The organism is Undibacterium sp. FT79W, assembly GCF_014284215.1.
Taxonomy (GTDB): domain Bacteria; phylum Pseudomonadota; class Gammaproteobacteria; order Burkholderiales; family Burkholderiaceae_D; genus Undibacterium; species Undibacterium aquatile.
Map to the genome: position 1 here is coordinate 44,578 of NZ_JACOGB010000004.1, position 24,100 is coordinate 68,677.

Below are 24,100 nucleotides of genomic sequence, written 5' to 3' on the forward strand. Positions count from 1 at the left end.
ACTTTTTAGTCGTATTCCATTAAATCGATTGAGGAAATTTTGAGCCTGATCCGGAAAGGACTCCCAGCTTACATCTTCAGTGATAAGCAAGGATAAATTTCCACATGCCATTTTAGAGATTGATGGAGGCTGCATTATTTTCTAAATTTCGAGCTATTGTTGCCTGTTCTTGAGTAGGGCATATAACGTGTTTTAATTTTCATTTTTGAAAGATAACTGACTGCCAAAATAAATGCAATTTGTTTCCATCCTTTTGAAACCCGCATGGCGCTTGATTATTTTTTCTGATACCTGATCAATAGCAGGTATAACTGAATCGAGAAAAATTGCAGATCGAATCAACCCAGCACGCATCGTGTCAGCACCGGGCTAGCATTAAAAAAATCAGCCAAAGCCCCCCGTTTCTCATCAAACCAAAAATCTGAATCTGACATTGCCAAGCGTAGGTGGAAACAGAGCTACATCACTCTTCAAATCATGCCGTTTTTGGCAAAAACAGGGGAGTATGTGCCAAAAATGCTTTATTCTCTGAATAAAACAAAGGGGTTTTAAAGATACTCCACCCAGTATATTTTCAGCCCAGCAGGCAAAAAAGAGGAAAAAACAGGCAATGCCGGTCTCAGTGTTCCAGCGATGTCAGCAATTTGGGGACGGCGGCAACGCCGCTGCGGGCGAGTGCGGTGAGTGGGGTGACGCCTGTGTACCATGATGCGCGTATGACGTCGGCGGCGGTTTTTTCTTCCGGCGAGAGTCGGGCTTCAACGCTGGCGATTCTTTCTTTTAACTGCGGCGTCACTTGCGGTGTCGCTTCTTTGTAGAGCAGCAACAGCGCGTAGCCGGTCGCCAGATCGGGCGTGTCGTCGCGGCTCAGGTAATGGGCGAGCTGGCTGGTGGCGGGGATATTTTTTTGTCGTGAAGCACGTTCCAACCAGAGCGCGGCATTGCGGATGTCGCCTTTTTTAATCAGATGCAGGGCGATATCTGATTGCGCCAGATCGTAACCGGCTTCGGCTGCGCGTAGTTTGTATTTCCATGCGAGTTCTTCGTTCACTTCCACCGTGCCGGGAAACTGTCCGGCGTAATAGCAGCCGGTTTTATACGATGCCAGTAAGCTGCCGGCTTCGGCTGCTTCCAAAAAATAACGAAACGCGCTTTTGCTATCGCGCGCGGTGCCGATGCCGTTTTGGTAGAACATGCCGAGGTTGTATTTCACTTCCGCATTGCCGCTGGCAAGCTGCTCATGCAGTTTTTTGAACATGGCGTCGGAAGACAGATCAGCCGCGCTGACGCCAGCAACGCCGCAGCAAAGAAATGCAATTATCGTCAAGCGTGATGCCAGTGTGCGCATGGTTCAGTGAATCCGGTAGGAAGTTAAAAATCGGTGAGGATGATGTGATGCACTGCAAGTGCTGTCGCTCTTCCTGATTATGCTGCAATGTACATCAGCATTCGGCGTTCAGCGTTTAACATTGCGCGATCATCGCGCCATCATTGCCGCCGCGTGAGTGTATCGCGGGCAAAGGTTTTGCGGGTGCCATCTTTGGCGACGGATTGCAGATGGCAGCTCCATGTTTTGGTTTCCGGGTCCCAGGCGAAGGTGTTGAAGAAGGGGCCGTCGGGATATTCAAAGCGAAACTCCACCGAGTTGCCGTTGCGTTTGCCACGCCCAACAGCCGAGAACTGCGCGCCGAAATTATCGATCCAATGCGCGACGTATTCGGCGCGTGCATGTGAATAGCCGATGTAGATGTCTGCTTCATAGCGTGAAGGGATGCTGGCATCGCGCATTTTCAGTAGCAGAAACTGATGCTGTAACACCCATGTTGCAGAGGCGGTGTTGTTAAGTTCTTTGCCGCCGATGCTGCGCGTGAGCGACCAGTCGCCTTCGAGATTACTAAACAAGTCATCATCAAAGCGCCCGCCACGGCCATCCTGGGCGATGGCGAGCGAAGCCAGCGTTGTCAATGCGAGTGCGAGTAGTGTACGACGATTCATCAGGGGTCTCCGGGATGATGAAGTGTGAGATTGATCGATTGCTCAACGCAGCGGGGTGCGTTCACAGCATAGGATGGCGAATGATGGTTTTCCAATTGGCGGGGTTGGCGCGCCGGATATCACTGAGATAAATTTCGTGGTGTTTGCCGCTGCGGCTAGCGCGGGCATCGATGAAATCATGCAGACGTTGTATCGTTGGCCCTTCGTCAGAAAACGGGCCAATATGCAGAATCTGCGCGCAGCGTCCTTCGCTGAAGGATTCAAGGCGCAGTTGCGATATGGCCAGCAATTTTTTCTTCTTCAACACTTCTGTCATCGCTTGTGCAATCGTTTCTGCATCAACGAATGCCGGTTGCATGATCATCATGGTCCATTTCCACTGCGCTTTGTCGTTGGCAACAAAGGCGGCCATATCGTCGGCCCACCACAAGCCTTCCAACGGCATGACCGCGTAATCAAGTGCCTGCACGCCTTTTTTGAGCATGAACTTTACCGTGTACGACACCGAGAATAATGCCTCCACAGCCTCAGCATATTCGGGTGAAGAATTGGGGTCTCCCTGACCATCGATCATCAGATATCTGAACGTTGGTACATCCACCTCAGTCACTTCTTTTGCAGATGGTTGATAGAGATAAGAAAGCTCTTTTTTCAAATCAACTTTTGCCATACGTTTCCTGATGAGGTGCGAAGGTTTGTGGTTTGGATGTCGCTGATTTTGACTGACTTTGACTGATTTTGGTTGATGGCGGGCGCGATCATCTTCATCGCGTTTACTAATAGCACGCGCCATCCTTATGCGCAAACTTCCATGTTCCGTCATCACCAAACACCGCTTGTAAATCATCATCGGGATAACTCACGCTATCACTTGGGCTGCGATCACCGATGTCGAGATACAGTACATCCGCATCGGTGCGGTTGACCAGATGATGGGCGTTTCCCGTACCCGCCTTGAATCCCGAACACATACCCGGCGCCAGAGGTGTTTCACCATGATCGGTGATGAGTACCGGATAGCCTTCGAGAATGTAGATAAATTCATCCTGCGTCGCATGTGCATGGCGTAGCGCAGAGCCTGCACCGGGAACGAGTCGGGTCAGGTTGACGCCAAAGTTGGCAAGACCAAAAAAATCACCCAATGCGCGTTTTTCTCTTCCGGCCATGCGTGCCGCAAACGGCTCAGGATAATTGCTCGGCTTTGTTCTTGGTGGAACATCCAGCGCGACGACGGCTATCGATGAATCTGCTTGAGACATAACAGGCTCCGAAGTGTAAGCATGCTGACGCATTGCTTGGCATGAAAAAATGATGCGCGTTACTTCACGTAGGTGCCATCACCATGCGGCGCTGCGCGGAATTCTGGCAATGCTTCAAGCGCTTGTGAATACGTAGCCAGCAGAGGAAAACTTGCCGCTGGCACGGTTTCCGGAATCATTTGCTGCGTGAAATGCCAGGCTACGCCGATGGTGACGCAAGCCTGACTCAGGCTTGCACTGGTGCGCGCCAGTGGCGTGGCAGCGAGCGCTGATTCCAGTTCCGTGTAGGCGGCGAGTACCTGCTCTGAAATCCGGTTCAGCCACGGTTCGTGCAGTTTTTCTGATGGACGGAGATTGCGTTCATACACGATCTGCACACTTTTTTCAGTGGCGGCCAACGCCAGGCCAATCAGATGCAGTTCGTGCTGCAAGCCTTGCACATCGGAAGGAAGCAGTGTGCGTGGCCGCGCAAGCGCTTCTGCATACTGAAGAATCAGCGTCGAATCCATGATCACGCATCCGTCATCACAGACGAGCGTCGGCGCTTTGACGACAGGATTGATCTGCTGAAATTCAGCGTAGCCGCGGAATACCGATAGCGACTGGTGCTCAAAATCGATGCCCAACAACTGCAGTGAAATCGCCACCCGGCGAACGTAGGGTGAATCAAGCATGCCTATCAGTTTCATGGTTACTCCTGTGATGACGTTGGTATTTCAATGGTATTTCAATGGTATTTCGGCGGTGTTTCGATATGGCTTCGATGCTGCGACCCCGAGGCAAAAGCCATTTGGTTTTCTCATCGTCTGGGGGCAAAGATCATGGCTTTAAACGCTGATATAAATTCTGATGTATGCAACGGCTGCCGTGTTTAGAATGTGATCACCACAGACGCTGAACTGCGGCTTGCTTCGCCGTGAAACACCGCTTCGATATTGTTGCCATCGGGGTCCACGACGAAGGCCGCGTAGTAACCGGGATGGTAAGCGCGCTCTCCGGGAGCGCCGTTGTCTTTGCCGCCATGCGCGAGTGCGGTTTGGTAAAAGTGATCGACCATGTTTCGGTCCTGCGCCTGAAATGCGAGGTGATGGCGGCCAGTCAGCACACCCAGCGCAGCCGGGCTATCAATCGCGGTCACGAATAATTCGTCTGCCCAGAAGTAGCCGTCACCAGTGCCACCCATCGGTACATTCAGTGCTGCAAAAATGGCTGCATAAAAATTTTGGCTCGCTGAAATGTCTTGCACGACCAATTGGATGTGATCGATCAACCGACCTCGATGTAGTTCTTGCGTTTCCATAAAATCCCCTTAGTGATAAATCCAGCGATTTGCGCAAGGTATGCGCGGCATCCTCAGGATTGAATTGCTTACGGCCTTATTTCGACGCATTGCTTACTGCTTCATCGAGTTCTTTTTTGAGTACGCCAGATTCAGTGACACGACGCTTTTGAACTATCCCGGCGACACGCGTATGTTGTCGGATGTTTGAAGTGAGCGACCATTTCGCAGCTCCTTTCATCAACAGCATTTTAACGCTACCCTCTGTGCCTTTTTCCGGCGATGGTCTGGCCAGAACATCAATGATTTTATTGACGGCAGCTTCATTTCCTGTCGCGCTGAAAACTGCCCACAACATATCCAGGTCTGCCGGGGTTGACGGCTCTTTTGCCAACGCATCATAGCGAGTGGCGCTCATGATTTTCTTGATGTCACTGTCAGACAAACCCAACTGCGTTTGAACGCACTGCTCTGCAGCAGGAACATTGGAATTGTAAAATGACCATCCGACGTATGCTTTGTTAGTCGAGGATATCGTTGCAAGGTCTTTGCACCATTGAGCGCCTTTATCCGGATTCATTTTCAAAATTTCTGTCGTGAAGATCATCAGCGGAAAGCGCGCTGATGGCTTTTCGAAGGCTCCCGCCACCGACGCATCGTTAAGCCATTTTGTGAATTGGTCTGGTGCTGGCTTCTCGTAATAATGCGACATCCATTCCCCAAGTTGCTGCAAGCTTTCCTGTGCATGCGCGACGCTGCATAAACAGAACAGAGAGATAGACAAAAATTTGAACAGTCGTGACATTGTGCGAGAACCTTTTGTGTGGCCGACATGGTTTAACTTAACAAAAATGAAGCTTAACTTGTAAGGTCGAAAAGAACAATTTTCTTCAACTGCCTTGAAAGCCGCATATAGCTTCGCTGTATTTGGCTGTGCTGAATAGATGCACGTCAGGTTGACGTGCTTATCGCCAGAGGGAATCTGCGGATGTCGGATGCAATGTGCTAAGCGTGGGCGATAACGCTATCCCGCTAGCGCGCAGGGTTTGCGTCACAACTGATGCCATACCTGGCGCAGACCAACCAGATGTACCAGGCCGATGAAGAAACAAATTCCTGATGTGACCAGCCAGAATGTGTCGCTGTTGTCGGGGAAGGCGGGTTTCAGTAATGGGAAAGCGACCGCACGTAGAAGGTAGATTCCTGTGATTGCGCTCAGGACTAATTGAACAAAGGGCAGCCGGATCAGCAGCCCCGCACCCGACAATGCGTACGCAGCCCACACAGCGAGGAGTGTGCCGATCGCAAAGGCGATGAAGTTTGCATACCAATGTCCTTTTTCCGCCATTCGCGCAATCGGCTCACCAGCACCGAGAAACCGGAATAGTGGCGCACCCCAAATCATGCAAGCGAAGTGCAAGGCAGCGGCAATCGCGCTCAGGGCGGCACCAATAATCAGAAAGACATTGTATGAAGATGGCACGGGGAATACTCCGATAATTACCACGCAGCGAGAGCTGCGATGTGTAATTTTTTTTGTCCGTCACTATATGGACGAGTTCGCTATTGAAAGACTACTTCTGACCTTCAACATGGCGCGCAAAATTATTGAGAATTGCCTGCCACCCGTCTCGCTGCTGTTCATCAGAGTGCGTTGTTTCTGCATCGAATGAAACTCTTACTTTGACGCCCTCCGGGCTTGCGCTGAATTCAACTGTTGCCGTCCGGTCGCCAAACGAATATTCAATGAGACGATTCGGGACTACGTTGGTATAGGTGCCGGCAAAGTCAAATCCAAAGCTGCCGTCTTTCGCTTCCATCCGGGATGAGAAAGTGCCGCCGATTCGAAGATCAACATTGGATCTGGTGGTGTGCCAGTCATCGGAAGCAGCATTCCATTGGACGATGTCGTCTGGCGTGGTATAGGCCTGCCAGACTCTTTCTATCGGTGCGCGGACATTGGTCTCGACGATAATTTTCATAAATTCTTCCTTCGTTTCAGTGGCAGTGAACGCGATGTAATTTGGCGACGACGTAGCTTAACTTGGAATGTTAAAAATAACAATTTTCTTACTATCCCTAAAAAGCCTCATGCGCTGTGCCTGTGGCACATGGAACACCGAAAATCGCCGTTTGAAAACGTCGATTTTTATAAAAATGGGGGAGTATGTACAAAAATTGCTTAAATCTCTCAATAAAATAAAGGGGTTGTAGATATACCCCACCCAGTATATTTTGCCTCTCCAGAGGCAAAAAACCACCTCCGGCGCGTGCATTGCTGGTGATTGTGCTTGGGTTGACGGTGGGCTTTCTGCTGTAGTGGGGTCACCGTTTGGTCGTTGTCTGGTCGCTGTCGGGTCGTTTTTGGATCATTCTTTGATCGCCGTTTCGTGCGTGATTCTTAACCTTATTCTGCGCTTTACTCTGTGCCTTACTTTGCGCGCTAACGCATACCATTCGCGCCATTTTGCTGATCGTTCGCGACAGGAAATCGCCGGTGGTCGCATTCCTGTCGCACGTCTTCATCCCTCTCCTTAAGCTGGCATCTGCTGTCCCCACTTTCATTTTAAGGAGAACACGATGTCCACCAAATATAGCGCTGCCTTGTTGCTCAGTCTGTGCGCATCCATGTTGCCGATGCCGGACGCCAACGCGTATTCCGAAGCCGATTTTCAAACGGCGTTTCAATCTTTGCGCGCGGGTGCCGGTCATGAAGAACGTGCCGCTAAAGCGTTTCAGAATTTACTGAGTGCCGAACCCGACCAGCCTTTGCTGATGGCGTATGCGGGTTCTGCGACCAGCCGTCTGGCGGTGACGACGATATTCCCGTGGAAAAAAATGTCGTATGCGGAAGAGGGGCTGGCGATGATAGATAAGTCGCTGATACTGGCAGAAAAAGAACCCACGCAGTTGCACGGTCATACCTTGCAACTATTGGAAATCAAGCTGGTTGCCGCATCGACTTTTCTGGCAGTGCCGGAATTCATGAACCGCCATGCGCGCGGTCAGAAACTGCTGGATGACATATTGGTGCATCCGCAGTTATCGACGGCCGATCTGGGGTTCCGTGGTGAAGTCTGGATGCGCGCAGCGCGTCTGGCGCAACAGCAAAAGCGGATAGAGGATGCAAAAAAACTGGCGGAAGAAGTGATCCGCAATCAGGCACCGCAGGCAGAAAAAGCCAGACAATTATTGCAGGGCTTAAGCGCATGAGCGCCATCATCGAATTGCAGGGCGTGCATAAATCGTATCGCCTCGGTCAGCATCTGGTGCGTGCTTTGCGCGGCGTCGATCTGCAAGTGCAGGCCGGTGAATTGCTGGCGCTGACCGGCCCTTCGGGTAGCGGCAAGAGCACGATACTGAATCTGTGCGGGCTGATCGATCAGGCAGATCAGGGCAGCGTTTCGATACTGGGCAGAGACATCGCCCATTTTTCTGAACGCGAGCTGACGCTGCAACGACGCCAGACCATTGGCTTCATTTTTCAGAGTTTCAATCTGGTGCCGGTGATGACGGTGGCTGAAAACGTTGACTATCCGCTGTTCCTCAACGGGGTGCCGGAAGCCGAACGCAAAATCTGCGTGGCGGAACAGCTCAAAGCCGTTGGCCTCGAAGAGCATGCGCAGCACCGGCCCGATGCCTTGTCAGGTGGGCAGCGTCAGCGCGTCGCGATTGCACGCGCACTGATCAAGCGCCCTGCTTTAGTAATCGCCGATGAGCCAACGGCCAGCCTGGATTCTGTCACCGCCGATCAGGTGCTAGATCTGATGCGTGAGCGCGGTCAGGCTGAAGGCGCTGCATTTGTGATCGCCAGCCACGATGATCGTTTAACCCGCCGTGCGGACCGCATCGTGCATTTACTGGATGGGAGGCTGCAATGAGATTCGTGCGCTTTGATACAACCTGGCTGCGCTTTGCTTTTCATAATGCCTTGCGCAACCGCCGCCGTTCACTGGTGACAGTGAGTGTCGCCGCATTAGGCACGGCGGCGCTGCTGCTGGCAGGCGGTTTTGCGTATTCGACTTATGAAGGCTTGGCGCAGGCGGCAGCACGCACCAGCGGGCATCTGATCGTCGGCACAGCAGCACATTTCGACAAAGAAGAAAACACGCCGTTGCAATATGGGCTGAGCAATGTATCGCAACTCGAAAAACAATTACTGAGTGACGCTGCGGTGCGTTATGTATTGCCACGGGTGGACTTCAGCGGGCTGATCAGTAATGGCGATAAATCTACCATCATGCTGGGTGTGGGTATCGATGCGAATGCCGAGTTCGCAGTTAAAGGCCCGTTTCTGAAAGTCGTGGCAGGCAAGATATTGGAAGATCAGAAGACCGCAGAAATCGTGATTGGCGAAGCCCTCGCCCGTAGCCTGAAAGCCGCGCCGGGCAGCAATCTGACGCTGATGGTCAGCACGACCGAAGGTGCGCTGAATGCGATAGATGTGAATGTCAGCGGCATCGTGACGACAGGCATTCCGGATATCGATAAACGTCTGGTGTACACCGATATGCGCACGGCACAAAGCCTGTTGCATACCGATAAAGTCAGCAGTCTTGGTGTGTTTCTGAGCGACATGAATGCGACGCCGATGGCGCAACAACGTCTGCAACAGCAATTGCCAGGGCTGACCATACAGACATGGGAAGATCAGGCGTTTTTCTATAAATCGGTACGCGATTTGTATAACCGCATTTTTGGTGCACTCGGCCTCATCATCAGCCTGATCGTGGTGTTTGTTGTGGCCAATGCAATGGCGATGGCGATTATTGAACGTACCCGTGAAACCGGCAGTTTGCGGGCGATGGGCACGCTGCCTGCCGAACTGATCCGCAGCTTTTCATATGAGGGAATGTTCCTCGGTGGCAGTGGTACGCTGCTGGGCGCGGCGATTGCCTTGACGGTGGCCTTGTTGCTGACTGTTTTTCCGGTACAGATGCCACCGCCACCCGGTCGTTCTACCGGTTATCCGTTAATGATCAGCCTTGATCTGAGCATGTATTTACTGACCATCAGCGGCATGATTTTGCTGTCCATGCTGTCATCCGCATTGATAGCGCGCCGCACACTGCACCAGTCCGTCGTCGATGCACTGGCCCATACCTGAACCGAAAGACGAGCATGAAAAAAATATTCTACCCAGCCAGTATGAATCTGCTGAGCCTGCTGAGTTTGAGCTGTCTGTTGAGCATGACCACCGCGCAGGCCGCCTCGCAGTTTGCTGCGCAGTTACCTGATGTGAGTCAGATGTTGAAAGCCACCGACCAGTTGCGCGTGGGTGGCGGCAATATGCAGGTGGAAACTGAAATCACCACGTTTCAACGTGATGGCAGTGTTGAAAAAGAGCGCAAATACCGCGTCTATAGTCAGGCGCAACGGCAGTTGCTGGTATTGATGCAGAGCCCGGCAGAAAAAGGCCAGAAAGTGCTGATGTCCGGCGATGATTTCTGGATGTTGTTGCCCGGTAGCCAGCGGCCGATGCGCATCACGCCTATGCAGAAATTACTCGGCGATGCTTCGGTCGGTGATATCGCCACCATGAATTGGGCTGAGGATTATCAGGCAAGCCTGGTCGCGGAAGAAAAATGCGACGACAAAGCTTGTCTGCATTTACGATTGGATGCCAGCCGCAAAAGTCTCGCCTATCAACATATCGAACTCTGGATAGGCAAGAAATTTTATGAACCCTTGAAAGCCGATTTGTACGTGCAGTCGGAAAAACTGGCGAAGCAGGCGCGCTTTGTGATGGATAAAGCGCAGGCACCGACCGCGGTGGTGGAAATGCTGTTGGCAGATCAGCTCAGCAACCATAAAGAAACCCGCATACGCTATCTGCAGCGTCAACCGAAAACTGTCCCGGAACAATGGCTCAATCCCATGTTCCTGGCAAAAAATCCGACGCTGGAGTGAGCAGCATGCGCCACATACATCAGACGCTGATTTGCCTGATTCCGTTGCTGTTGGTCGCCTTCCATTCAGCAGCGCACGCGGCGGATACCGAAGCGCTTGCCGTCATGGCTGACACGAGTGAAGTGCCGGCGACAGCAGCGACAACTGCAGCGACAACACCGGCAGACTTCAGTTATAGCGGCAACTGGCGCACGCTGTTGAACTCCGCACAGATCAATACTGTCGGGCCTGCAGCACGCACCGGGCAACTTCAGCCAGGCATATTAACGCCGCTACAAACGAGTGTGCAAAGTGAGCTGGAAATGAAGGCGCAGTACAAAAACTGGCACACCACGGCTACCCTGCACACAGAAAAATCCGACAGCAACAGCGCCCACAATACAGGCTGGCTCAATGAGTTCTATGGCAATCTGGATCTGGGCGCGTGGCAGTTGAGCGCAGGGAAAAAAATCATTGCCTGGGATGTCGGTTATGGCTTTCGTCCGAATGATGTGATTCAGCAGGAAAAACGGCGCAGTTTGATCAGCCAGACGGCGATAGGCAAACCCCTGGCGAGTCTGGATTTTTTTACCGCAGATCAGGCGCTGAGTCTGGTCTGGGTGAATCCTGCGCAGAATGACGCCATCAATAATATCGAAGAACAAGCCATCGCAGCACGTTGGTACCAGCGCAGCGGCAACGTTGACTGGCATGGTTTTGCGCGCTATGGCAAACATACGCAAACCAGTCTTGGTGCCGCTTTTTCGTGGGTCGCCAGCGATGCCATTGAGCTGCATGGGTCTTTGCGTGTACAGCAAAAAGCAGCGATATTGCAGCAGACCGCATTCACTGGTTTGGCACGTAGCGCACCGTGGCAATGGGAAATGCAGAATCAGGTTAGTCAGTTGCTGCTCGGTGCGAATCTGACGACAGAAGATCAGCACAGTTTTTTTGTTGAATACTGGTATGACGGCGGCGCTCGCAGTCAGTCTGACTGGCGGCAGTGGCTGACGCAGAATCAGCAATTACTAAGCATGGGTCAGCAAGCGGCATGGCGCTTGGCGGCTGCAGCCAATCTCGCATGGCAGAATAATGCTTTTAACGCCAGCAGCAATCTGCGCCGTCAGAATCTGTTTGCCCGCTGGAGCTGGCAACGTGATGCGTGGCAAACGGCGGTTGATGTGCTGTGGATGCCGGAAGACGGCGGCAGGATAACAACCTTCAGTCAGGAATGGCAGGGTGACCGCTGGCACTGGCAGACCGGCCTGCGCGTATTCAATGGCCCGCAACAGGCCATCGCGCGGCAATTACCGAATACCCACTCGGCCTATGTATCGGCAACATGGGCGTTCTGAGCGAAGTGATTTGTGTGAGAAGAAACGGCGAGCGCTTACTTAATTTTGCTTCATCATCAGGCCGCGCACGACATCATTGAACGCATTCACCAGTTTGGGATCGAACTGCACTTCGATGTTGGCATTGATTTCTGAAATCGCACTCAGCAAACTTTTTTTATAGCTGCGATCTGAGCGTTCGGTGGTGATAGAACAAAAGGTATCGACAATCGCCAGTATGCGGGCACCCGGGTGAATTTGTTCTCCGGATAAACGATTCGGGTAGCCGGTGCCATCGTAGGATTCGTGATGATCCAGCACCATGCGTGCGGCCTCATCCCAACCCGAAAAGCGTTGCAGCATCTGATGGCCGATACGCACATGTTCCTGAATGATGCGTTGCTCTTCACGCGAGAGATGACCTTCTTTGTTAAAAATCGCATGCGGAATAAATGCCATTCCCATGTCATGCATCAGTGCCGCTGCCTGCAACTGTACCGGGTCAACGATCTGCCCAACTGCCTGATTTAAAGCCTCGGTGAGCTGGGCTGTCTGTGTGCTGCGGTTTTTACGGAAAATGCTGAGATTATCGATATACGACGACCACTGCTGCATCAGCGCCAAGTCCGGGGGCAGGGGTAATTCCACACGTTCATTTTTTTGCGCGTCGCCTTTATCCGTCGCCCTGCCACCCAGCGCTTCAATCGCTGCGCGGAAATGTTCAACTTTCAGACCGTTGACGGTACTTTTTTGTAAGTTGTCACAAACCAGCGCAAGGCGGGCACGACGATGCTCGTCACCGACACCTTCGCTGATAAGCTCAGTAAGCAACTGCTCAATCTCATCGGTGGCGAGTAATAGAAATTCGCCAAGCTCAGGAAAATACTGTTCCGGATGCGCACGTAATCTGGAAAAAATTTCTTCGACTCTGTGCATTAATGCATTGAGCGGCGCCAGCCCGACCATCTGGCAATTACCTTTGAGCGAGTGCATAGAACGAAACATGCGATGTATGTATTCCTGCCCGCCTTGCTTGTTCAGAGCTTTGACGCAGGTGTCGACTTCGATACAGCATTCCCGTGTGCAATCGACAAACTCATCAATAATCGTACGTTCCATCGTGAGGAACTCGGGACAGGTAAAGAAATTGTTTTGGTCGCTGACGTTCATTGTTTCCTGGCTTTCATAGACTGAGATGGCATGAGTATTTAGGGCACAGCGAGAATGCGAGTGCCAGGCGATGGAGACATGACCAGCGCGGAATACAGCTATTTATTACTATAGGGCAATTTTTGAGCGAATAAAAAAATGCTGTTTGTACTGAAATACAAACAGCATTTTTTTTTCAAACATTAACAAAAACGTCGGTTTTTCACGTCAATTGCAAGAGCATATTTTCAACATTGATCGAGCCTGTTGATACCGCAGAATGGTGCGGAAGGCCGAGAATGAAATGACGGCCAGAAGCGACAAGCTGTGGCAGGCCCGCTTGAACGATGGGTTATTCGGCGTCTGCTGACGCCCGCACCCGCTCGTCTTTGGACAATACCGTTGGAAGAACGACGGGCTCGCCGCCCGAGTGAAAGAACGGTGTTGACTTGTATGAGCCCCTGATCGTCGCAGCGAAAACCCGCGACATAAGAGACGCCACGGACACAAAGCTCTTTAGTGCCAGGGCGGGCGGCGGCTGCTTTGCGCTAGAAGTATTTGCCCGAATCTTCACATCACCAAAGGTGCTCTCGTACGCACCCGGTTCATTTTCCATGAACGCTCTCACCAGCCCAACGTAAGGCAGCTTCCAGTTTCTTGGTGTGCCAGCAATCGGAGTGTTACAACATTTGGCATACCACCGAAGAAGGCCGTTTGGTGAAAGAGATATGCAAGCGATGTTCTGTGCACCTTCTGTAATGGAAATTTGATTCCCCAGTGCTGCTACAAAATCCGCACCGCCGAGTGAGTCGTGCGTACGTGACTCGATGCCCAAGTGACACGAATACGCTCGACAATCCTTGCAATAGCACATTCCGCGAATACCGTTCTCTGCGTGGCTAAGCAGGCCTCGCACGGAACCGCACATACATTGAAGCTGATAGTTCATCGATTTACCTTATTACGCCTAACGTTTGAATTAAGGGGCACGCTCCAGCGTGTCCCGCTTGAATGATGATAGGGGAACACTAGCAAATGACCCCGTTGACGATTTTTTGGCTTTTTACATCAATACCAAACCAGCAGCGATATTCTTTACCACCAGAAGATAGGGTGCATTGCATATTACCTATAGTCTTTGTTTGGGTGCCAGTTTCACCGCACACCTCTTTTTGGGGTTTTACCGCCATTGTTTGGTATAAATCCTTTGCGGCAGAACCTGATAACTCAAAATAGATGTTTGTATTTTGTGGCTCATTTTTTGGTGGATCGTATAAGGTTTTGCCTCCAATACGATAAGTGCCAGATAGCTGGTTGTATGCTGAAGCATAAACTAACGATGAGGCCAGAAGCAGAAGAGTAATTATTCCAAAGGGTTTCATAATTCCCCTAACGCCGATTTGAAAGGCGCGCACGCCAATCAGTAAATTTTAGAAATGCGCTCAATCGCGCGTCATTTTCGAAAGTCATGTTAGCCCCCGTGACGTTCAATGCGGGAAACTTTTGGAGACTGCGCATCCATAAACATGTAGCACCGCCCAAAAAGTGCCTTCTTTCCGAAGTCATCGAAAACGTTTTGCCCATGAGGTGTAATTAGCACTTCTGAGGTAGCAATTGCCTGCTGATGCTGTTTGTCAATTTCAGACCAATTCTGTTCCGCGACATCCGACAACACTAAACTTGCTACATCATGGTTATATTGAATAAGGATATTGCCGTCCTTCATATTCATCGGATTCATATCTGGATGAGCGTGGAAAACATTTCGCAGTGCTAGCTCGGCATGCTCCTTTGCAGCTTCATCGCTGAGGTTACTCGGAAGTATTGCAACCGTCCCATGTTCGAAGACGGCAAAATCACGAGTTCCATTTGTATAGAAGCGAAAACGTTCCACTATACGTTCGATTGGCAGAGAAATCGCTGGCTGCCAATCTGGGACTGGCGGGAATTGCTTTGGGCGCTCCGGCGGTGGCTGTTTTTTCTTAAATAATCCGAACAAGACGGAATCCTCCTTAGGGCTAACGTGATTTAATTTTCATTTTTGAAAGATAACTGACCACCAAAATAATTGCAATTTGTTTACATCCTTTCGAAACCCGCATGGAGCTTGATTGTATTTGCTGATACTAGATCAGTAACAGGTATCACTGAATCGAGAAAAATTGCAGATTGCATCAGCTCAACTCGCATCGTGTTAGCACTAGGCAGGCAGCAAAAAAGCAGCCAAAGCCCCCGTTTCTTATCAAACCAAAAATCAGAATCTGACTATGCGCGGTGGGTGCGGAAACGGAACCACATCGCTCTTTGAATCATGCCGTTTTTGGCAAAAACAGGGGAGTATGTGCCAAAAATGCCTTTATCTCTAAATGAAACAAAGGGGTTTTAAATATACTCCACCCAGTATATTTTGAGCTCCGACAGGCAAAAAAAGGGACATGGATAGGCAATGCTGCTCTCAGTGTTTCAGCGATGTCAGTCATTTTGGAATGGCGGAAACACCGCTGCGGGTGAGTGCGGTCTGCGGCGTGATGCCGATGCGCCACGATGTGCGTGAGGTCGGTGGTGGGTTTTTCTTCTGGCGATATTCAATTGCGCCAGATCGTCAGCAGGATGTGATCGTTAGTTGTGGCTATGCTGGAGATGGTGATTGCGGTCGTGGATGGCGGTGTGCATTTGTGCGCGCATGGCATCGGTTAGCGCTGCGCGGCGGCGATATTCGCTGCGTTTGTTGGATGGTCGGGATTCAATCGGTTTCTCATCCGATGCATGCGGGATCTCGAAATTTCCTCTGTGATTTTGATATCCGCCAGCCAGCAACCATAACTGGTCGTACTCGGCATGAATACATTTTTTCAGGCGATAACGCCATGCGCGGTGTATGTGATTTTCTTTACTGACGCATTCTATTGTTGTGCAATGGATTTGCGAGGCGAGGTTGCGTAATACATCGATCAATAACAGGCGTGGCTGAATTCCATGCAATGCGCTGGTGGCTGTGCGTGCCAGTTGACGGCAATTGCCGCGGTTTGATTGTATACCGCCGACCTTAATCGCATTGCCGTGGTGATTTTTCACCAGGGTGAACGTGACATAAAGAAGCGTCTCGTCATTCATACTCAGTGCAAGTGTGAGGCCGCCTTCGCGTTTAAATGCATCATCCCGCAACAGGTGAATGGTGAAGTGTTCCTCATTTTTTCCGGCAAACCGGGACAGTAAAAAACGATGGCCACTGACAATATCTGCCGTATTTTTTGCACCCAACAGACTATGCAGTAATTCGAAATGGCAGGCGAGCATGTTAACCCGTTCCATTGCGCCGAGATTGCGGTCAAAGAATGGGCGATGAATAACATCAAGCAGGTTGGCATCGCGACCAACGAGCTGTCGTAAATAACTGCTTCTGACGAACTGATACCAAGACAGGCTGGGTTTTAAATTGAGCAGCGTGCGGGCTACAAATTTACTTTTTCGCTCAAGGCTGACGGTGTCTGCGGCGGACGTCATTTTGTAGGCCCATGCCAGACTGGCTGTGACCTCATTTGTCCACTGATAGCATCGCTTCAGATGTGCAACCAGGCCGGGCGTACATAAAGCGGAAATATTTTGTTCAAGCTGTGACACAGCGCTACCCATTCATGCAACATAATGTGGCTGATTGTAACTCAATGTATCAACTTCACAATTGGAGCGATGCTTCAGGAATGGTGAAAGCAGTACACAAATCTGGCTGATTTCTAACGATTTAACAATATTTATAGTTTTGAGGTCGCTTGCTCGTCAGGTTTGGGGCAACGGTGTTCCGTTTGTCTGGAACGCAGCAAGAACGAATCGTGTGTGCCGGGCGTGACCCACGCCGATGCCAGCACTGGAAGATGAGCGCGCCGCTGTTTGCGCAACAACGCCGCACGCTGTTTTATCTATATTGGTAGCGGGGAAGGCATCCCGCAATTTGAATCTGAAAAGACTTGCGCGCTTACTGGCCTTGCGGTGCTTGCCACAGTTCGACTTTATTTCCCTCAGGATCAATCACCCAGGCGAATTTTCCATATTCAGATTCATCTGTCTGATCGAGCACGTGACAGCCTTCGTCCTTTAACGCCTTGACTAATGCGTGCAGGTCTTCCACCCGGTAATTCACCATGAAGGAGGCCGAACCCGGTGCGAAATGATTGCTGTCTTGCGGGTGTATGCACCAGGCAGTGGTGCCTGCAACTGGTTTGCCATCGGCATCTGCCCAGTCAAAAGCTGCGCCGCCCCAGACCTGAACATCAATTCCCAGATGTTGCTTGTACCAAGCCTGCAATGCCGGTGCATCTTTGGCTTTGAAGAAAATGCCGCCTATGCCTGTGACTCGCTTCATAGCAACTCCGCTGTGTGATGGTAGAAAAAGAAATGGGCTGATGATGGGGGTATCTGAGAAAACAGAAACCTGAACGCAGGGAGAACAGCCATCGGGCGTGTCCAGCCGTTGTGAAGGATACTTGCCGTGCGCTATTTCTGCAACAATACCGCGCTCAGGCGGCAGCAATCAGGGCGACGATTTTTGCGATGGCGATCAGCAAATCCTGGCGGTCGGCATCGTCGCTGATGGCGGTTTGTATGGCTTTCATTTGCGCCAGTTCTGCATCGCTGGTGATGGTGCCTGCTTTCAGCAAACGTGCCTGATAGTCCCCGTAGTCTTGCAGCAATTCTTTGAGTGGTGCGATCAGTACGGCTTTATCATCCAGTGTGGCAGCACGATACCGGATTTGCAGGTCGGTGATGGTGTTGCCCATCACGCGCAACATTTCAGCGTCATTGTCTTTGACAGGCATGGTGTCTCTCCCTTTAACAGCGCATTATTTCTGGCTGACGACGGCATCAAGCAAAGGACTGAGCGCAGCGTCATTTTTCAAGTTTGCTTCTACGCGGTTGATGCTGTTGATGGCACTTTGTGCTGTGGCTGCGCGGTTGGTGATGTTGCCGTACAGGGCAGAAAATTCTCTGAGTGATTCCAGCAAATCAGCCACTGTCATCTGATCGTAATGGACGCTGGTTTGCGCCAGTTTTTCTCCGAGTACAGTCGCTTTTGCAAACTGGCTGAGGATGAGGTCGCAGCTCTGTGCCTCGTTGGTTTGATTCAGCAGGATATCGTCAGCAACGCTGCCGAGCAACGCGGCGCGGGCTTTTTCGTCAGCGACGGCCATGGCTTTGCTGCGGGCTTCGATAATGCGGATGCGGGAAATATTATCGCGGCCGGTGGATGGCAATTCAGCAAAGATATGCCCCAGTCTGGCAAAACGTGCCGTGACATTGACTACTAGTTTCTGCGCTTTTTTTACCTCATCCGTTGCCAGCAAGTAGCCGCGCGGCAGATCGGTGTACATGGCGGCGAGCTGCCGGTGTGCCTCGCACGCCTGATTCAGGGCAGTCAGCGCAGGCGCGTTTGCGCTGTCGGTGATGCTGTTGTCGGCATAGATTAAATCGAGCTCGGTAGCGCCAAATTTCTTTGCCTGCGCCAGTGATGTGGCAATGTCGGAGCGGGTAAGTGCTGGCATTGCCACAGCCGCTTGCAAACTATCGGCACCCATTTTGCAGGCGCGGTCTGCTTCATTGCTGAATGTGGTCGCGGCAAGCTGCAAAGCCTGCGCTTTTTCCTGATTGCACGCGGAAAGACAACAAACGCTCAATAAGATCAGGGCGCACTTGATTGCTGGCAGGGTATTCACGCGATGCTCCTTGAGTTAGGTGGCAAGGGAGTCAGAACTTTGAATGGCTGTTGGCAATTTAGCAGTGATTTTTAAAATGTCAATAATTTAATAATTGGCTGGATAGTTCTATCACACCGGAATCGCATCCAGCCCAAATCTGGAGCGATAAAAAAAGGAAGGCATTGATTTGACGCGCCTTGGCGAGCGGAATGTGGCCAGCAGGCGCATCCTGATTGGGAGGGATATGCCGCTTATTTTTTTACGGCAGGCAGATTGTATTTTGCGCGGCACGATTGGCGCATTTCCATTTCCTGATTCAGGGTTTCCTGCAACGGTGTCTGATTGGCGGCAGATTGCGATTTGAGTGCGCGTTCGAGGAATTTATCCGCAAAACATTTGCAATAATCATCCAGCTTAGGATTGCCTTTGAGGTCACTTTCTCCTGTCGGCATATTCACCGATTTTTTGCACATATCAGCATAACCATTCGATGCCTGAACGAGTTGTGCGGCGGTCTGTGCGGATGCCGTGACACTGAACAATGCGGCAGCAGCGCAGGCGGAAATGACGGAAGCGATGGAAGCGAAGCGAAAAGCTGAAGGGCGATGCATAAAATTTCCTTCTGATGTGAGTTGAAGCTCTATTTTTGAAGTTCTATTTTAACAATGCGCGCTTTTTTATCTCTTGATAAAAGTGTAAGTAAATGTATGCGTGGCGGCAGATCAGTGTGCTGCGTATGTCGCGTCAATGCGGCGCTGAGGAGATGATTAACTCAGTGTTTGCTGTATGACCCAGGCGGGATCGTCGAGTGGCAGGTCGTGTCCAGCCTCAGGGTGGATGCGCAATTCGACCTGCCAGCGGTGAGCCAGAGTGGCGGAGCATTGCGGGCTGACCAGCACATCCTTGGCGCCAGCCAGCATCAGCAGCGGCACTTGCGGTGCCTGTGCCGGGGCGCGGTAGCGCATCGCGGCGACCAGTTGACGCAGGATGTTGCGGCGGCAGATAGGGTATTGCTGCGCGTAATGAACCCAGTCGTTGAGCAGTTGTTCTGCTTGAGGGACATCGCTCTGATGACTGGTCAGGCGCAGGATCAGTTCTTCGCGCTGGCGCTGTGAGCCTGTCAGCATGGTGCTGATGATGGCGGGATAGTTGGCCGGGCGCAGGCGCTGATAAAACGGGTTGTGCGGCGCGAGGCTGGTGTTGATCAGCACCATGCGTTGCAGCTCTTGCGGATAGCGTTCTGCCCATGCCACCGCGACCATGCCGCCGAGCGAGATGGCGAGCAGTTTGATGTTGCCTTTGACTTGCTGCTGAAGTTGTTGTTGAACTTGCCCGCGCGCCTGTTCAACCATCGCGCCTATGCTGGTGGCGCTGGCTAGCTGATATAAAGCGCCATTACCGGCAAAATCGAGGGTGATGATGCGTTCGTGCGGATGGGCTTGTGCAAACCGTTGCGTGAAGTTGCCCCAATGCCGTTGTTCGCGCATCAGGCCACGCAGCAGTACCCAGGTCATGGACGATACCAGCGTTGCACGGCGCGCTCTTGCAGGCGCAGGCGGGTCGGGCCTTGCGCCAGCCATTCCTGATGACCACAGGTGGCGCGCATTAAAAAATCCAGCCACGAAGTATGCCGCCGTAAAACACGGTGCAGGCGATGCTCTGCCACCGGATTGAACATGCCGTGGCGTGAAAATAATTGGCGCGGATTTTTTTTGACCCACAACCACGAGCCCATTTCCAGCGTCAGCGGCAGAAAGGTTTTGCCGGGCTGTTCTTGTGATTGCAGGTATAGATAATCCCAGATGTCCCCATGCGTGCGGTATTGCAGGCTTTGCGGTTCAAACAGGTAGCGATGATTCGGATGAGTTTGCTGAAACAGTTCTTCGAGCGACAAAATATCGGCCAGATGCGGAATCGGATGCACGCTGTGGGCATGCGGAAACCAGACGCGGTCGCGCAGGCCAAAGCCGGAATGACAGTCGATCGCGATGCTGAATTGACGCGATAATAATTCTTGCTGAACCGTGCGTACCAGCGCAATATTTTCAGCTTCCATGTCAGCGTCTGCCGGCCCCCGGTACCACGGCAAGTGTTTGCTGATGCGATGCCCGCCGAGCAGGAACGGCACTTTTTCGGTTGCTTCTACCGGCGCATTGCGCATCAGATCGACGCCATTCGGATTAGCGCGCGTTGCCTGCCACATGCCGCCCGGATTCACCAGCGGCATAAAAACCAGCCGCACATCCTGCAGCATGTGTTGCAGGCTTTTATCCCATTTCAGACGGGTCAGTAATCCACGCAGAAAAGATAGCAGCACTTGCGAACCTATACGTTCCAGCCCGTGGATGCCGCCAAAAAAACCTATCGCAGGCAAGGATGGGTCGGGATTGCCCAGTGCCAGTTTGTACACCGGAAAGCGCTTGTGCTGGACATCGATCTCGCACAGTACGTCAACCTCCAGATGCGGATGTCCGAGTTGAATAATGTGTTCGAGTTCTTTTAATTCAGGCAAGGCGGGCATGGAGGTGTGCTTGAAAATGGACTGTGCCATGCTAGGGGAGTGGCGGCAAGAATGCAAGAATATCCTTGCGCAGTGCGCATGGATCAGACGCTGACGGCCGCTGGCCGTTGGTGCTCAGAAAAATGGGTGCCGGGCGACGAACTGATGTATTTTGTAGCTCGGTATTTTCAGAAAAATATTACCGGGCGAAAAACTAGCGTTCGCGCTGCTGTTCTGGCTACAATGCCGCTCGCTGTGTCTTGCACCGGTCAACTTTTTTTATCAGGAAAATTCATCATGGCAATGGACGTTATTGATTATCAGATTTTCGGCGACGACATGCAGTTTGTCGAAATTGAACTCGACCCGAATGAAGCGGCAGTTGGCGAGGCGGGTGCGATGTTTTACATGGAAGACGATGTGCAGATGGAGACGATCTTCGGTGACGGCTCCGCTGCGCAAAGCGGCATTTTCGGAAAATTGCTGGGCGCTGGTAAGCGTTTGGTGACCGGCGAATCGATGTTTACCACGGTGTTCATGAACGGCGGCAGACAAAAACGCAAAGTGGCTTTTGGTGCTGCATATCCCGGCAAAATCATTCCTATGGATCTGGCGCAACTCGGCGGTACTCTGCTGTGTCAGAAAGATGCTTTTCTGTGCGCGGCAAAAGGCGTGGCGCTCGGCATCGCATTTCAGAAACGTCTGGGCGCAGGTTTCTTTGGAGGTGAAGGTTTTGTATTGCAAAAGCTCGAAGGCGATGGCCTCGCATTTATTCATGCCGGTGGTGCGATCATAGAAAAGACCTTACAACCAGGCCAGACCTTGCGCGTCGATAGTGGCTGCGTGGTCGCCTTTACGCAGGATATTGATTTCGATATTCAGTTTGTTGGCGGCGTGAAGACCGCCTTGTTTGGTGGTGAGGGCATGTTCTTTGCGACCTTGCGTGGTCCGGGCAAAGTCTGGCTGCAGTCGCTGCCATTATCCCGCCTGGCTAACCGCATTGTCGGTGCGTCTAAAATCGGCGGTGGTAAAGGCGCAGAACAGGGTTCTGTGCTTGGTGGCATTGGCAATCTGTTTGAGGACGAATAAGTCGCTCTGACTGAATAAAGAAGCCGCCAACAGTCTGATCTGTTGGCGGCTTTTTTAATATTCATCAAATCAGCATCGTCGTTACATCAGCTTTCGCAGCATAACTGACTGGATGTGCGGGAACGATAATCGGTGATGAACTCATCAAAGCTACCGGTTTGCGATCGTTCCATTTCTTCCTGTTCCGCGACGGAGGCTCTGGCCAGTTCTTCGAAATAGCGACGTTCTTCTGCGCTTGGCGGGCGGGCGCGGAATTGTTCCGCCAGCACCTTGCTTTGTTTCAGAGCAAACTGATAAAACGAATTATTTTCGGCACGTATCGCTGCCAAAACTTGCGCGGATGGCGTCAGATCGGGGTTTTGTAATTTTTTGCGCTGCACCTGCAGAGAATCGGCATGCACACGATCGCCGCGTTGTGCATCCAGCAGTGCGGCTACCGGTGCAATTTTTTCTAATAATTCCAACCCCCAATTTTGCAGGGAAATTTCTTGCCCGCCATGACGCAGCATGAGACCAGGGCGGCGTCCTTCTTTAACTGTCAGCGCAAAATTGCGGGTATTTTCCTCGCCTTCGGCCTGATTGGTCAGCGGACTTTCATCCAGCGCACAGAACAATAAAAACGCATCCAGAAAACGCGAGGTTTCCAGATTAATCCCCAGCGGATCAAATGGATTCACATCCATACAACGCACTTCGACATATTGCACACCGCGCGCGCAAAGCGCTTCGATAGGGCGCTCGCCGGTGCGGATCACGCGTTTCGGGCGTATGGTTGCGTAAAACTCGTTTTCAATTTGCAGAATGTTGGTATTGATCTGTACCCATTCGCCATTGATTTGGGTGCCGATTTTTTCGTAAGCAGGATAAGGCTTGCGAACAGCGATGGACAGGCTGCGCATGTAATCCATCAGGCTGTTATACGGCGGAACCAGACCATCCTGTGCGTTATTCTGATAACCCAGATCGCTCATGCGCAGGCTGGTCGCGTAAGGCAGATACAGCGTATCTTCCGACAGGCTTTGTAACTGATGCGTACGGCCACGCAAAAACGATGTTGCCAACGCTGGCGAAGCACCGAACAGATACATTAACAACCAGCTGTAACGTTTGAAATTGCGGATCATGGCGATGTAATTTTCTGACTGCACGTACATGGCGTCGCCGCTGGTGTTTTCCGCTTTTTGTAATACCTTCCAGATGTTTTCAGAAATTGAGTAGTTGTAATGAATACCGGCAATGCATTGCATGCTTTTGCCATAACGCAATGCCAGGCCACGACGATACACATGCTTGATCATGCCGATGTGCGAGTTGCCATACCAGGCGATCTGTATGTCTTTTTCGTCTGGCAAAGGGCAAGGCATGGACTGGCTCCACAGCATTTCGTCGCCCAGTTCGGTATAGGCGAAACGGTGAATCTGATCCAGTTTTTCCAATGCCAGCGAGATATCCTGTTCTGCCGGCGTGATGAATTCCATCAGCGACTCGGCATAGTCGGTTGTGATCTGCGGGTGGGTCAGCGTTGCACCCAATGCGGCTGGGTGTGGCTTCGGCGACAGGTGTCCTTCTGCATCAACGCGCAGGGTTTCGCGTTCTATACCACGCAAGCCCTGTCCGAGCAGAGGGCGGTACGTGTCGTTATCCAGTAGTGCCAGTCGTCGGTTTAACAAGTTGCTCACGAGAATTCCTTCTAAATTACGGTGTTTTGCATCATCTGCATTAATTTCCGAGCAAGCATAGCCGAAATTTGCATTTGGCATCGTGACCCGCATCAGTGTTTGCTTTTCAGCGATTGATGAATCTGAAAATAAAAAAGCAAAACATTGTAATTTTGGTTATATTGTAATGATGACGCTGAGAAATTGTACGGTGGATTTATTGCAGGCATATTTTCCCGGGTGGAATCTCTTGTTGAG

The 24,100-nt window shown here is 51.5% G+C and carries 27 protein-coding genes; 6 read left to right on the top strand and 21 right to left on the bottom strand.

Annotated elements, in window-relative coordinates; all coding sequences use genetic code 11:
* Positions 1-619: 619 nt before the first annotated feature.
* The 9 genes from H8K38_RS07810 to H8K38_RS07850 form a co-directional block, all read right to left on the bottom strand.
* Complete coding sequence (locus tag H8K38_RS07810) at positions 620-1,348, bottom strand: tetratricopeptide repeat protein (protein WP_186884258.1); 729 nt, start codon at positions 1,346-1,348, stop codon at positions 620-622.
* Positions 1,349-1,488: 140 nt separating this feature from the next.
* Positions 1,489-1,995: a hypothetical protein gene (locus H8K38_RS07815; RefSeq protein WP_186884259.1), complete on the bottom strand. Its 507-nt coding sequence runs from the start codon at positions 1,993-1,995 to the stop codon at positions 1,489-1,491.
* A 61-nt stretch (positions 1,996-2,056) separates the two neighbouring features.
* Positions 2,057-2,665, bottom strand: coding sequence for a GyrI-like domain-containing protein (locus tag H8K38_RS07820; protein ID WP_186884260.1), 609 nt, complete (start codon positions 2,663-2,665; stop codon positions 2,057-2,059).
* A gap of 106 nt (positions 2,666-2,771) precedes the next feature.
* Entirely contained in the window at positions 2,772-3,254 is a 483-nt protein-coding gene (locus H8K38_RS07825; RefSeq protein ID WP_186884261.1) for a cupin domain-containing protein, read from the bottom strand.
* A gap of 59 nt (positions 3,255-3,313) precedes the next feature.
* A complete protein-coding gene (locus H8K38_RS07830) occupies positions 3,314-3,943 on the bottom strand; it encodes a glutathione S-transferase (RefSeq protein WP_186884262.1) in 630 nt (209 codons plus the stop codon).
* Positions 3,944-4,125: 182 nt separating this feature from the next.
* Complete coding sequence (locus H8K38_RS07835) at positions 4,126-4,554, bottom strand: VOC family protein (RefSeq protein WP_186884263.1); 429 nt, start codon at positions 4,552-4,554, stop codon at positions 4,126-4,128.
* A 76-nt stretch (positions 4,555-4,630) separates the two neighbouring features.
* Positions 4,631-5,338 (bottom strand): hypothetical protein, encoded by a 708-nt coding sequence (locus H8K38_RS07840; RefSeq protein ID WP_186884264.1) that lies wholly within the window; start codon positions 5,336-5,338, stop codon positions 4,631-4,633.
* Between the two features lie 246 nt (positions 5,339-5,584).
* Positions 5,585-6,016, bottom strand: coding sequence for a hypothetical protein (locus H8K38_RS07845; RefSeq protein ID WP_186884265.1), 432 nt, complete (start codon positions 6,014-6,016; stop codon positions 5,585-5,587).
* Positions 6,017-6,107: 91 nt separating this feature from the next.
* On the bottom strand, positions 6,108-6,515 hold the full coding sequence (locus H8K38_RS07850; protein WP_186884266.1) for an SRPBCC family protein: 408 nt from the start codon (positions 6,513-6,515) through the stop codon (positions 6,108-6,110).
* Between the two features lie 598 nt (positions 6,516-7,113).
* On the opposite strand from H8K38_RS07850, the gene H8K38_RS07855 reads away from it, so the two are divergent.
* From H8K38_RS07855 to H8K38_RS07875, 5 genes are read left to right on the top strand one after another with little or no spacing between them, the layout of a single operon-like run.
* Complete coding sequence (locus tag H8K38_RS07855) at positions 7,114-7,746, top strand: hypothetical protein (RefSeq protein WP_186884267.1); 633 nt, start codon at positions 7,114-7,116, stop codon at positions 7,744-7,746.
* On the top strand, positions 7,743-8,414 hold the full coding sequence (locus tag H8K38_RS07860; RefSeq protein WP_222610800.1) for an ABC transporter ATP-binding protein: 672 nt from the start codon (positions 7,743-7,745) through the stop codon (positions 8,412-8,414). The genes H8K38_RS07855 and H8K38_RS07860 overlap by 4 nt, the downstream gene beginning before the upstream one ends.
* Positions 8,411-9,640 (top strand): ABC transporter permease, encoded by a 1,230-nt coding sequence (locus H8K38_RS07865; protein WP_186884268.1) that lies wholly within the window; start codon positions 8,411-8,413, stop codon positions 9,638-9,640. Before H8K38_RS07860 ends, H8K38_RS07865 begins: the two co-directional genes overlap by 4 nt.
* 14 nt (positions 9,641-9,654) lie before the next feature.
* The gene (locus H8K38_RS07870; protein ID WP_186884269.1) at positions 9,655-10,443 is read left to right on the top strand and encodes an outer membrane lipoprotein-sorting protein; all 789 of its coding nucleotides are present in this window, start codon (positions 9,655-9,657) and stop codon (positions 10,441-10,443) included.
* 5 nt (positions 10,444-10,448) lie between these two features.
* Positions 10,449-11,777: a hypothetical protein gene (locus tag H8K38_RS07875; protein ID WP_186884270.1), complete on the top strand. Its 1,329-nt coding sequence runs from the start codon at positions 10,449-10,451 to the stop codon at positions 11,775-11,777.
* Between the two features lie 39 nt (positions 11,778-11,816).
* Here H8K38_RS07875 and H8K38_RS07880 read toward each other — a convergent pair whose 3' ends face one another.
* The 11 genes from H8K38_RS07880 to H8K38_RS07925 form a co-directional block, all read right to left on the bottom strand.
* Positions 11,817-12,875 (bottom strand): HD-GYP domain-containing protein, encoded by a 1,059-nt coding sequence (locus tag H8K38_RS07880; RefSeq protein ID WP_222610801.1) that lies wholly within the window; start codon positions 12,873-12,875, stop codon positions 11,817-11,819.
* Between the two features lie 382 nt (positions 12,876-13,257).
* Entirely contained in the window at positions 13,258-13,854 is a 597-nt protein-coding gene (locus H8K38_RS18690) for a DUF6151 family protein (protein ID WP_222610802.1), read from the bottom strand.
* A gap of 79 nt (positions 13,855-13,933) precedes the next feature.
* Positions 13,934-14,287: a hypothetical protein gene (locus tag H8K38_RS07885; protein WP_186884272.1), complete on the bottom strand. Its 354-nt coding sequence runs from the start codon at positions 14,285-14,287 to the stop codon at positions 13,934-13,936.
* 89 nt (positions 14,288-14,376) lie between these two features.
* Complete coding sequence (locus H8K38_RS07890) at positions 14,377-14,904, bottom strand: hypothetical protein (RefSeq protein WP_186884273.1); 528 nt, start codon at positions 14,902-14,904, stop codon at positions 14,377-14,379.
* Positions 14,905-15,524: 620 nt separating this feature from the next.
* Positions 15,525-16,526: a DUF535 family protein gene (locus tag H8K38_RS07895; RefSeq protein WP_186884274.1), complete on the bottom strand. Its 1,002-nt coding sequence runs from the start codon at positions 16,524-16,526 to the stop codon at positions 15,525-15,527.
* Between the two features lie 352 nt (positions 16,527-16,878).
* Positions 16,879-17,265 carry a VOC family protein gene (locus H8K38_RS07900; RefSeq protein ID WP_186884275.1) on the bottom strand — a complete coding sequence of 129 codons (387 nt, stop codon included), beginning with the start codon at positions 17,263-17,265 and terminating at the stop codon, positions 16,879-16,881.
* A gap of 154 nt (positions 17,266-17,419) precedes the next feature.
* Positions 17,420-17,719 (bottom strand): hypothetical protein, encoded by a 300-nt coding sequence (locus tag H8K38_RS07905; RefSeq protein WP_186884276.1) that lies wholly within the window; start codon positions 17,717-17,719, stop codon positions 17,420-17,422.
* Between the two features lie 24 nt (positions 17,720-17,743).
* Positions 17,744-18,613, bottom strand: a complete 870-nt coding sequence (locus H8K38_RS07910) for a hypothetical protein (RefSeq protein ID WP_186884277.1) — start codon at positions 18,611-18,613, stop codon at positions 17,744-17,746.
* A gap of 233 nt (positions 18,614-18,846) precedes the next feature.
* Entirely contained in the window at positions 18,847-19,206 is a 360-nt protein-coding gene (locus tag H8K38_RS07915) for a hypothetical protein (RefSeq protein WP_186884278.1), read from the bottom strand.
* 156 nt (positions 19,207-19,362) lie between these two features.
* Positions 19,363-20,109, bottom strand: coding sequence for an alpha/beta fold hydrolase (locus H8K38_RS07920; RefSeq protein ID WP_186884279.1), 747 nt, complete (start codon positions 20,107-20,109; stop codon positions 19,363-19,365).
* A complete protein-coding gene (locus H8K38_RS07925; RefSeq protein WP_186884280.1) occupies positions 20,106-21,116 on the bottom strand; it encodes a M14 family zinc carboxypeptidase in 1,011 nt (336 codons plus the stop codon). The genes H8K38_RS07920 and H8K38_RS07925 overlap by 4 nt, the downstream gene beginning before the upstream one ends.
* A 276-nt stretch (positions 21,117-21,392) precedes the next feature.
* Here H8K38_RS07925 and H8K38_RS07930 point away from each other — a divergent pair, with 276 nt between their 5' ends.
* Positions 21,393-22,184, top strand: coding sequence for a TIGR00266 family protein (locus H8K38_RS07930; protein ID WP_186884281.1), 792 nt, complete (start codon positions 21,393-21,395; stop codon positions 22,182-22,184).
* An 86-nt stretch (positions 22,185-22,270) separates the two neighbouring features.
* Here the strand turns inward: H8K38_RS07930 and gshA are convergent, their stop codons facing one another.
* Entirely contained in the window at positions 22,271-23,863 is a 1,593-nt protein-coding gene (gene gshA, locus H8K38_RS07935) for a glutamate--cysteine ligase (RefSeq protein ID WP_186884282.1), read from the bottom strand.
* Positions 23,864-24,100 lie beyond the last annotated feature (237 nt).

Excerpts from the sequence above, each read along its gene's own strand:
- H8K38_RS07810 (WP_186884258.1), bottom strand. The coding sequence starts at position 1,348 with ATGCGCACACTGGCATCACGCTTGACGATAATTGCATTTCTTTGCTGC.
- H8K38_RS07815 (WP_186884259.1), bottom strand. The coding sequence starts at position 1,995 with ATGAATCGTCGTACACTACTCGCACTCGCATTGACAACGCTGGCTTCG.
- H8K38_RS07820 (WP_186884260.1), bottom strand. The coding sequence starts at position 2,665 with ATGGCAAAAGTTGATTTGAAAAAAGAGCTTTCTTATCTCTATCAACCA.
- H8K38_RS07825 (WP_186884261.1), bottom strand. The coding sequence starts at position 3,254 with ATGTCTCAAGCAGATTCATCGATAGCCGTCGTCGCGCTGGATGTTCCA.
- H8K38_RS07830 (WP_186884262.1), bottom strand. The coding sequence starts at position 3,943 with ATGAAACTGATAGGCATGCTTGATTCACCCTACGTTCGCCGGGTGGCG.
- H8K38_RS07835 (WP_186884263.1), bottom strand. The coding sequence starts at position 4,554 with ATGGAAACGCAAGAACTACATCGAGGTCGGTTGATCGATCACATCCAA.
- H8K38_RS07840 (WP_186884264.1), bottom strand. The coding sequence starts at position 5,338 with ATGTCACGACTGTTCAAATTTTTGTCTATCTCTCTGTTCTGTTTATGC.
- H8K38_RS07850 (WP_186884266.1), bottom strand. The coding sequence starts at position 6,515 with ATGAAAATTATCGTCGAGACCAATGTCCGCGCACCGATAGAAAGAGTC.
- H8K38_RS07855 (WP_186884267.1), top strand. The coding sequence starts at position 7,114 with ATGTCCACCAAATATAGCGCTGCCTTGTTGCTCAGTCTGTGCGCATCC.
- H8K38_RS07860 (WP_222610800.1), top strand. The coding sequence starts at position 7,743 with ATGAGCGCCATCATCGAATTGCAGGGCGTGCATAAATCGTATCGCCTC.
- H8K38_RS07865 (WP_186884268.1), top strand. The coding sequence starts at position 8,411 with ATGAGATTCGTGCGCTTTGATACAACCTGGCTGCGCTTTGCTTTTCAT.
- H8K38_RS07870 (WP_186884269.1), top strand. The coding sequence starts at position 9,655 with ATGAAAAAAATATTCTACCCAGCCAGTATGAATCTGCTGAGCCTGCTG.
- H8K38_RS07875 (WP_186884270.1), top strand. The coding sequence starts at position 10,449 with ATGCGCCACATACATCAGACGCTGATTTGCCTGATTCCGTTGCTGTTG.
- H8K38_RS07880 (WP_222610801.1), bottom strand. The coding sequence starts at position 12,875 with ATGGAACGTACGATTATTGATGAGTTTGTCGATTGCACACGGGAATGC.
- H8K38_RS18690 (WP_222610802.1), bottom strand. The coding sequence starts at position 13,854 with ATGAACTATCAGCTTCAATGTATGTGCGGTTCCGTGCGAGGCCTGCTT.
- H8K38_RS07885 (WP_186884272.1), bottom strand. The coding sequence starts at position 14,287 with ATGAAACCCTTTGGAATAATTACTCTTCTGCTTCTGGCCTCATCGTTA.
- H8K38_RS07900 (WP_186884275.1), bottom strand. The coding sequence starts at position 17,265 with ATGAAGCGAGTCACAGGCATAGGCGGCATTTTCTTCAAAGCCAAAGAT.
- H8K38_RS07905 (WP_186884276.1), bottom strand. The coding sequence starts at position 17,719 with ATGCCTGTCAAAGACAATGACGCTGAAATGTTGCGCGTGATGGGCAAC.
- H8K38_RS07915 (WP_186884278.1), bottom strand. The coding sequence starts at position 19,206 with ATGCATCGCCCTTCAGCTTTTCGCTTCGCTTCCATCGCTTCCGTCATT.
- H8K38_RS07920 (WP_186884279.1), bottom strand. The coding sequence starts at position 20,109 with ATGACCTGGGTACTGCTGCGTGGCCTGATGCGCGAACAACGGCATTGG.
- H8K38_RS07925 (WP_186884280.1), bottom strand. The coding sequence starts at position 21,116 with ATGCCCGCCTTGCCTGAATTAAAAGAACTCGAACACATTATTCAACTC.
- H8K38_RS07930 (WP_186884281.1), top strand. The coding sequence starts at position 21,393 with ATGGCAATGGACGTTATTGATTATCAGATTTTCGGCGACGACATGCAG.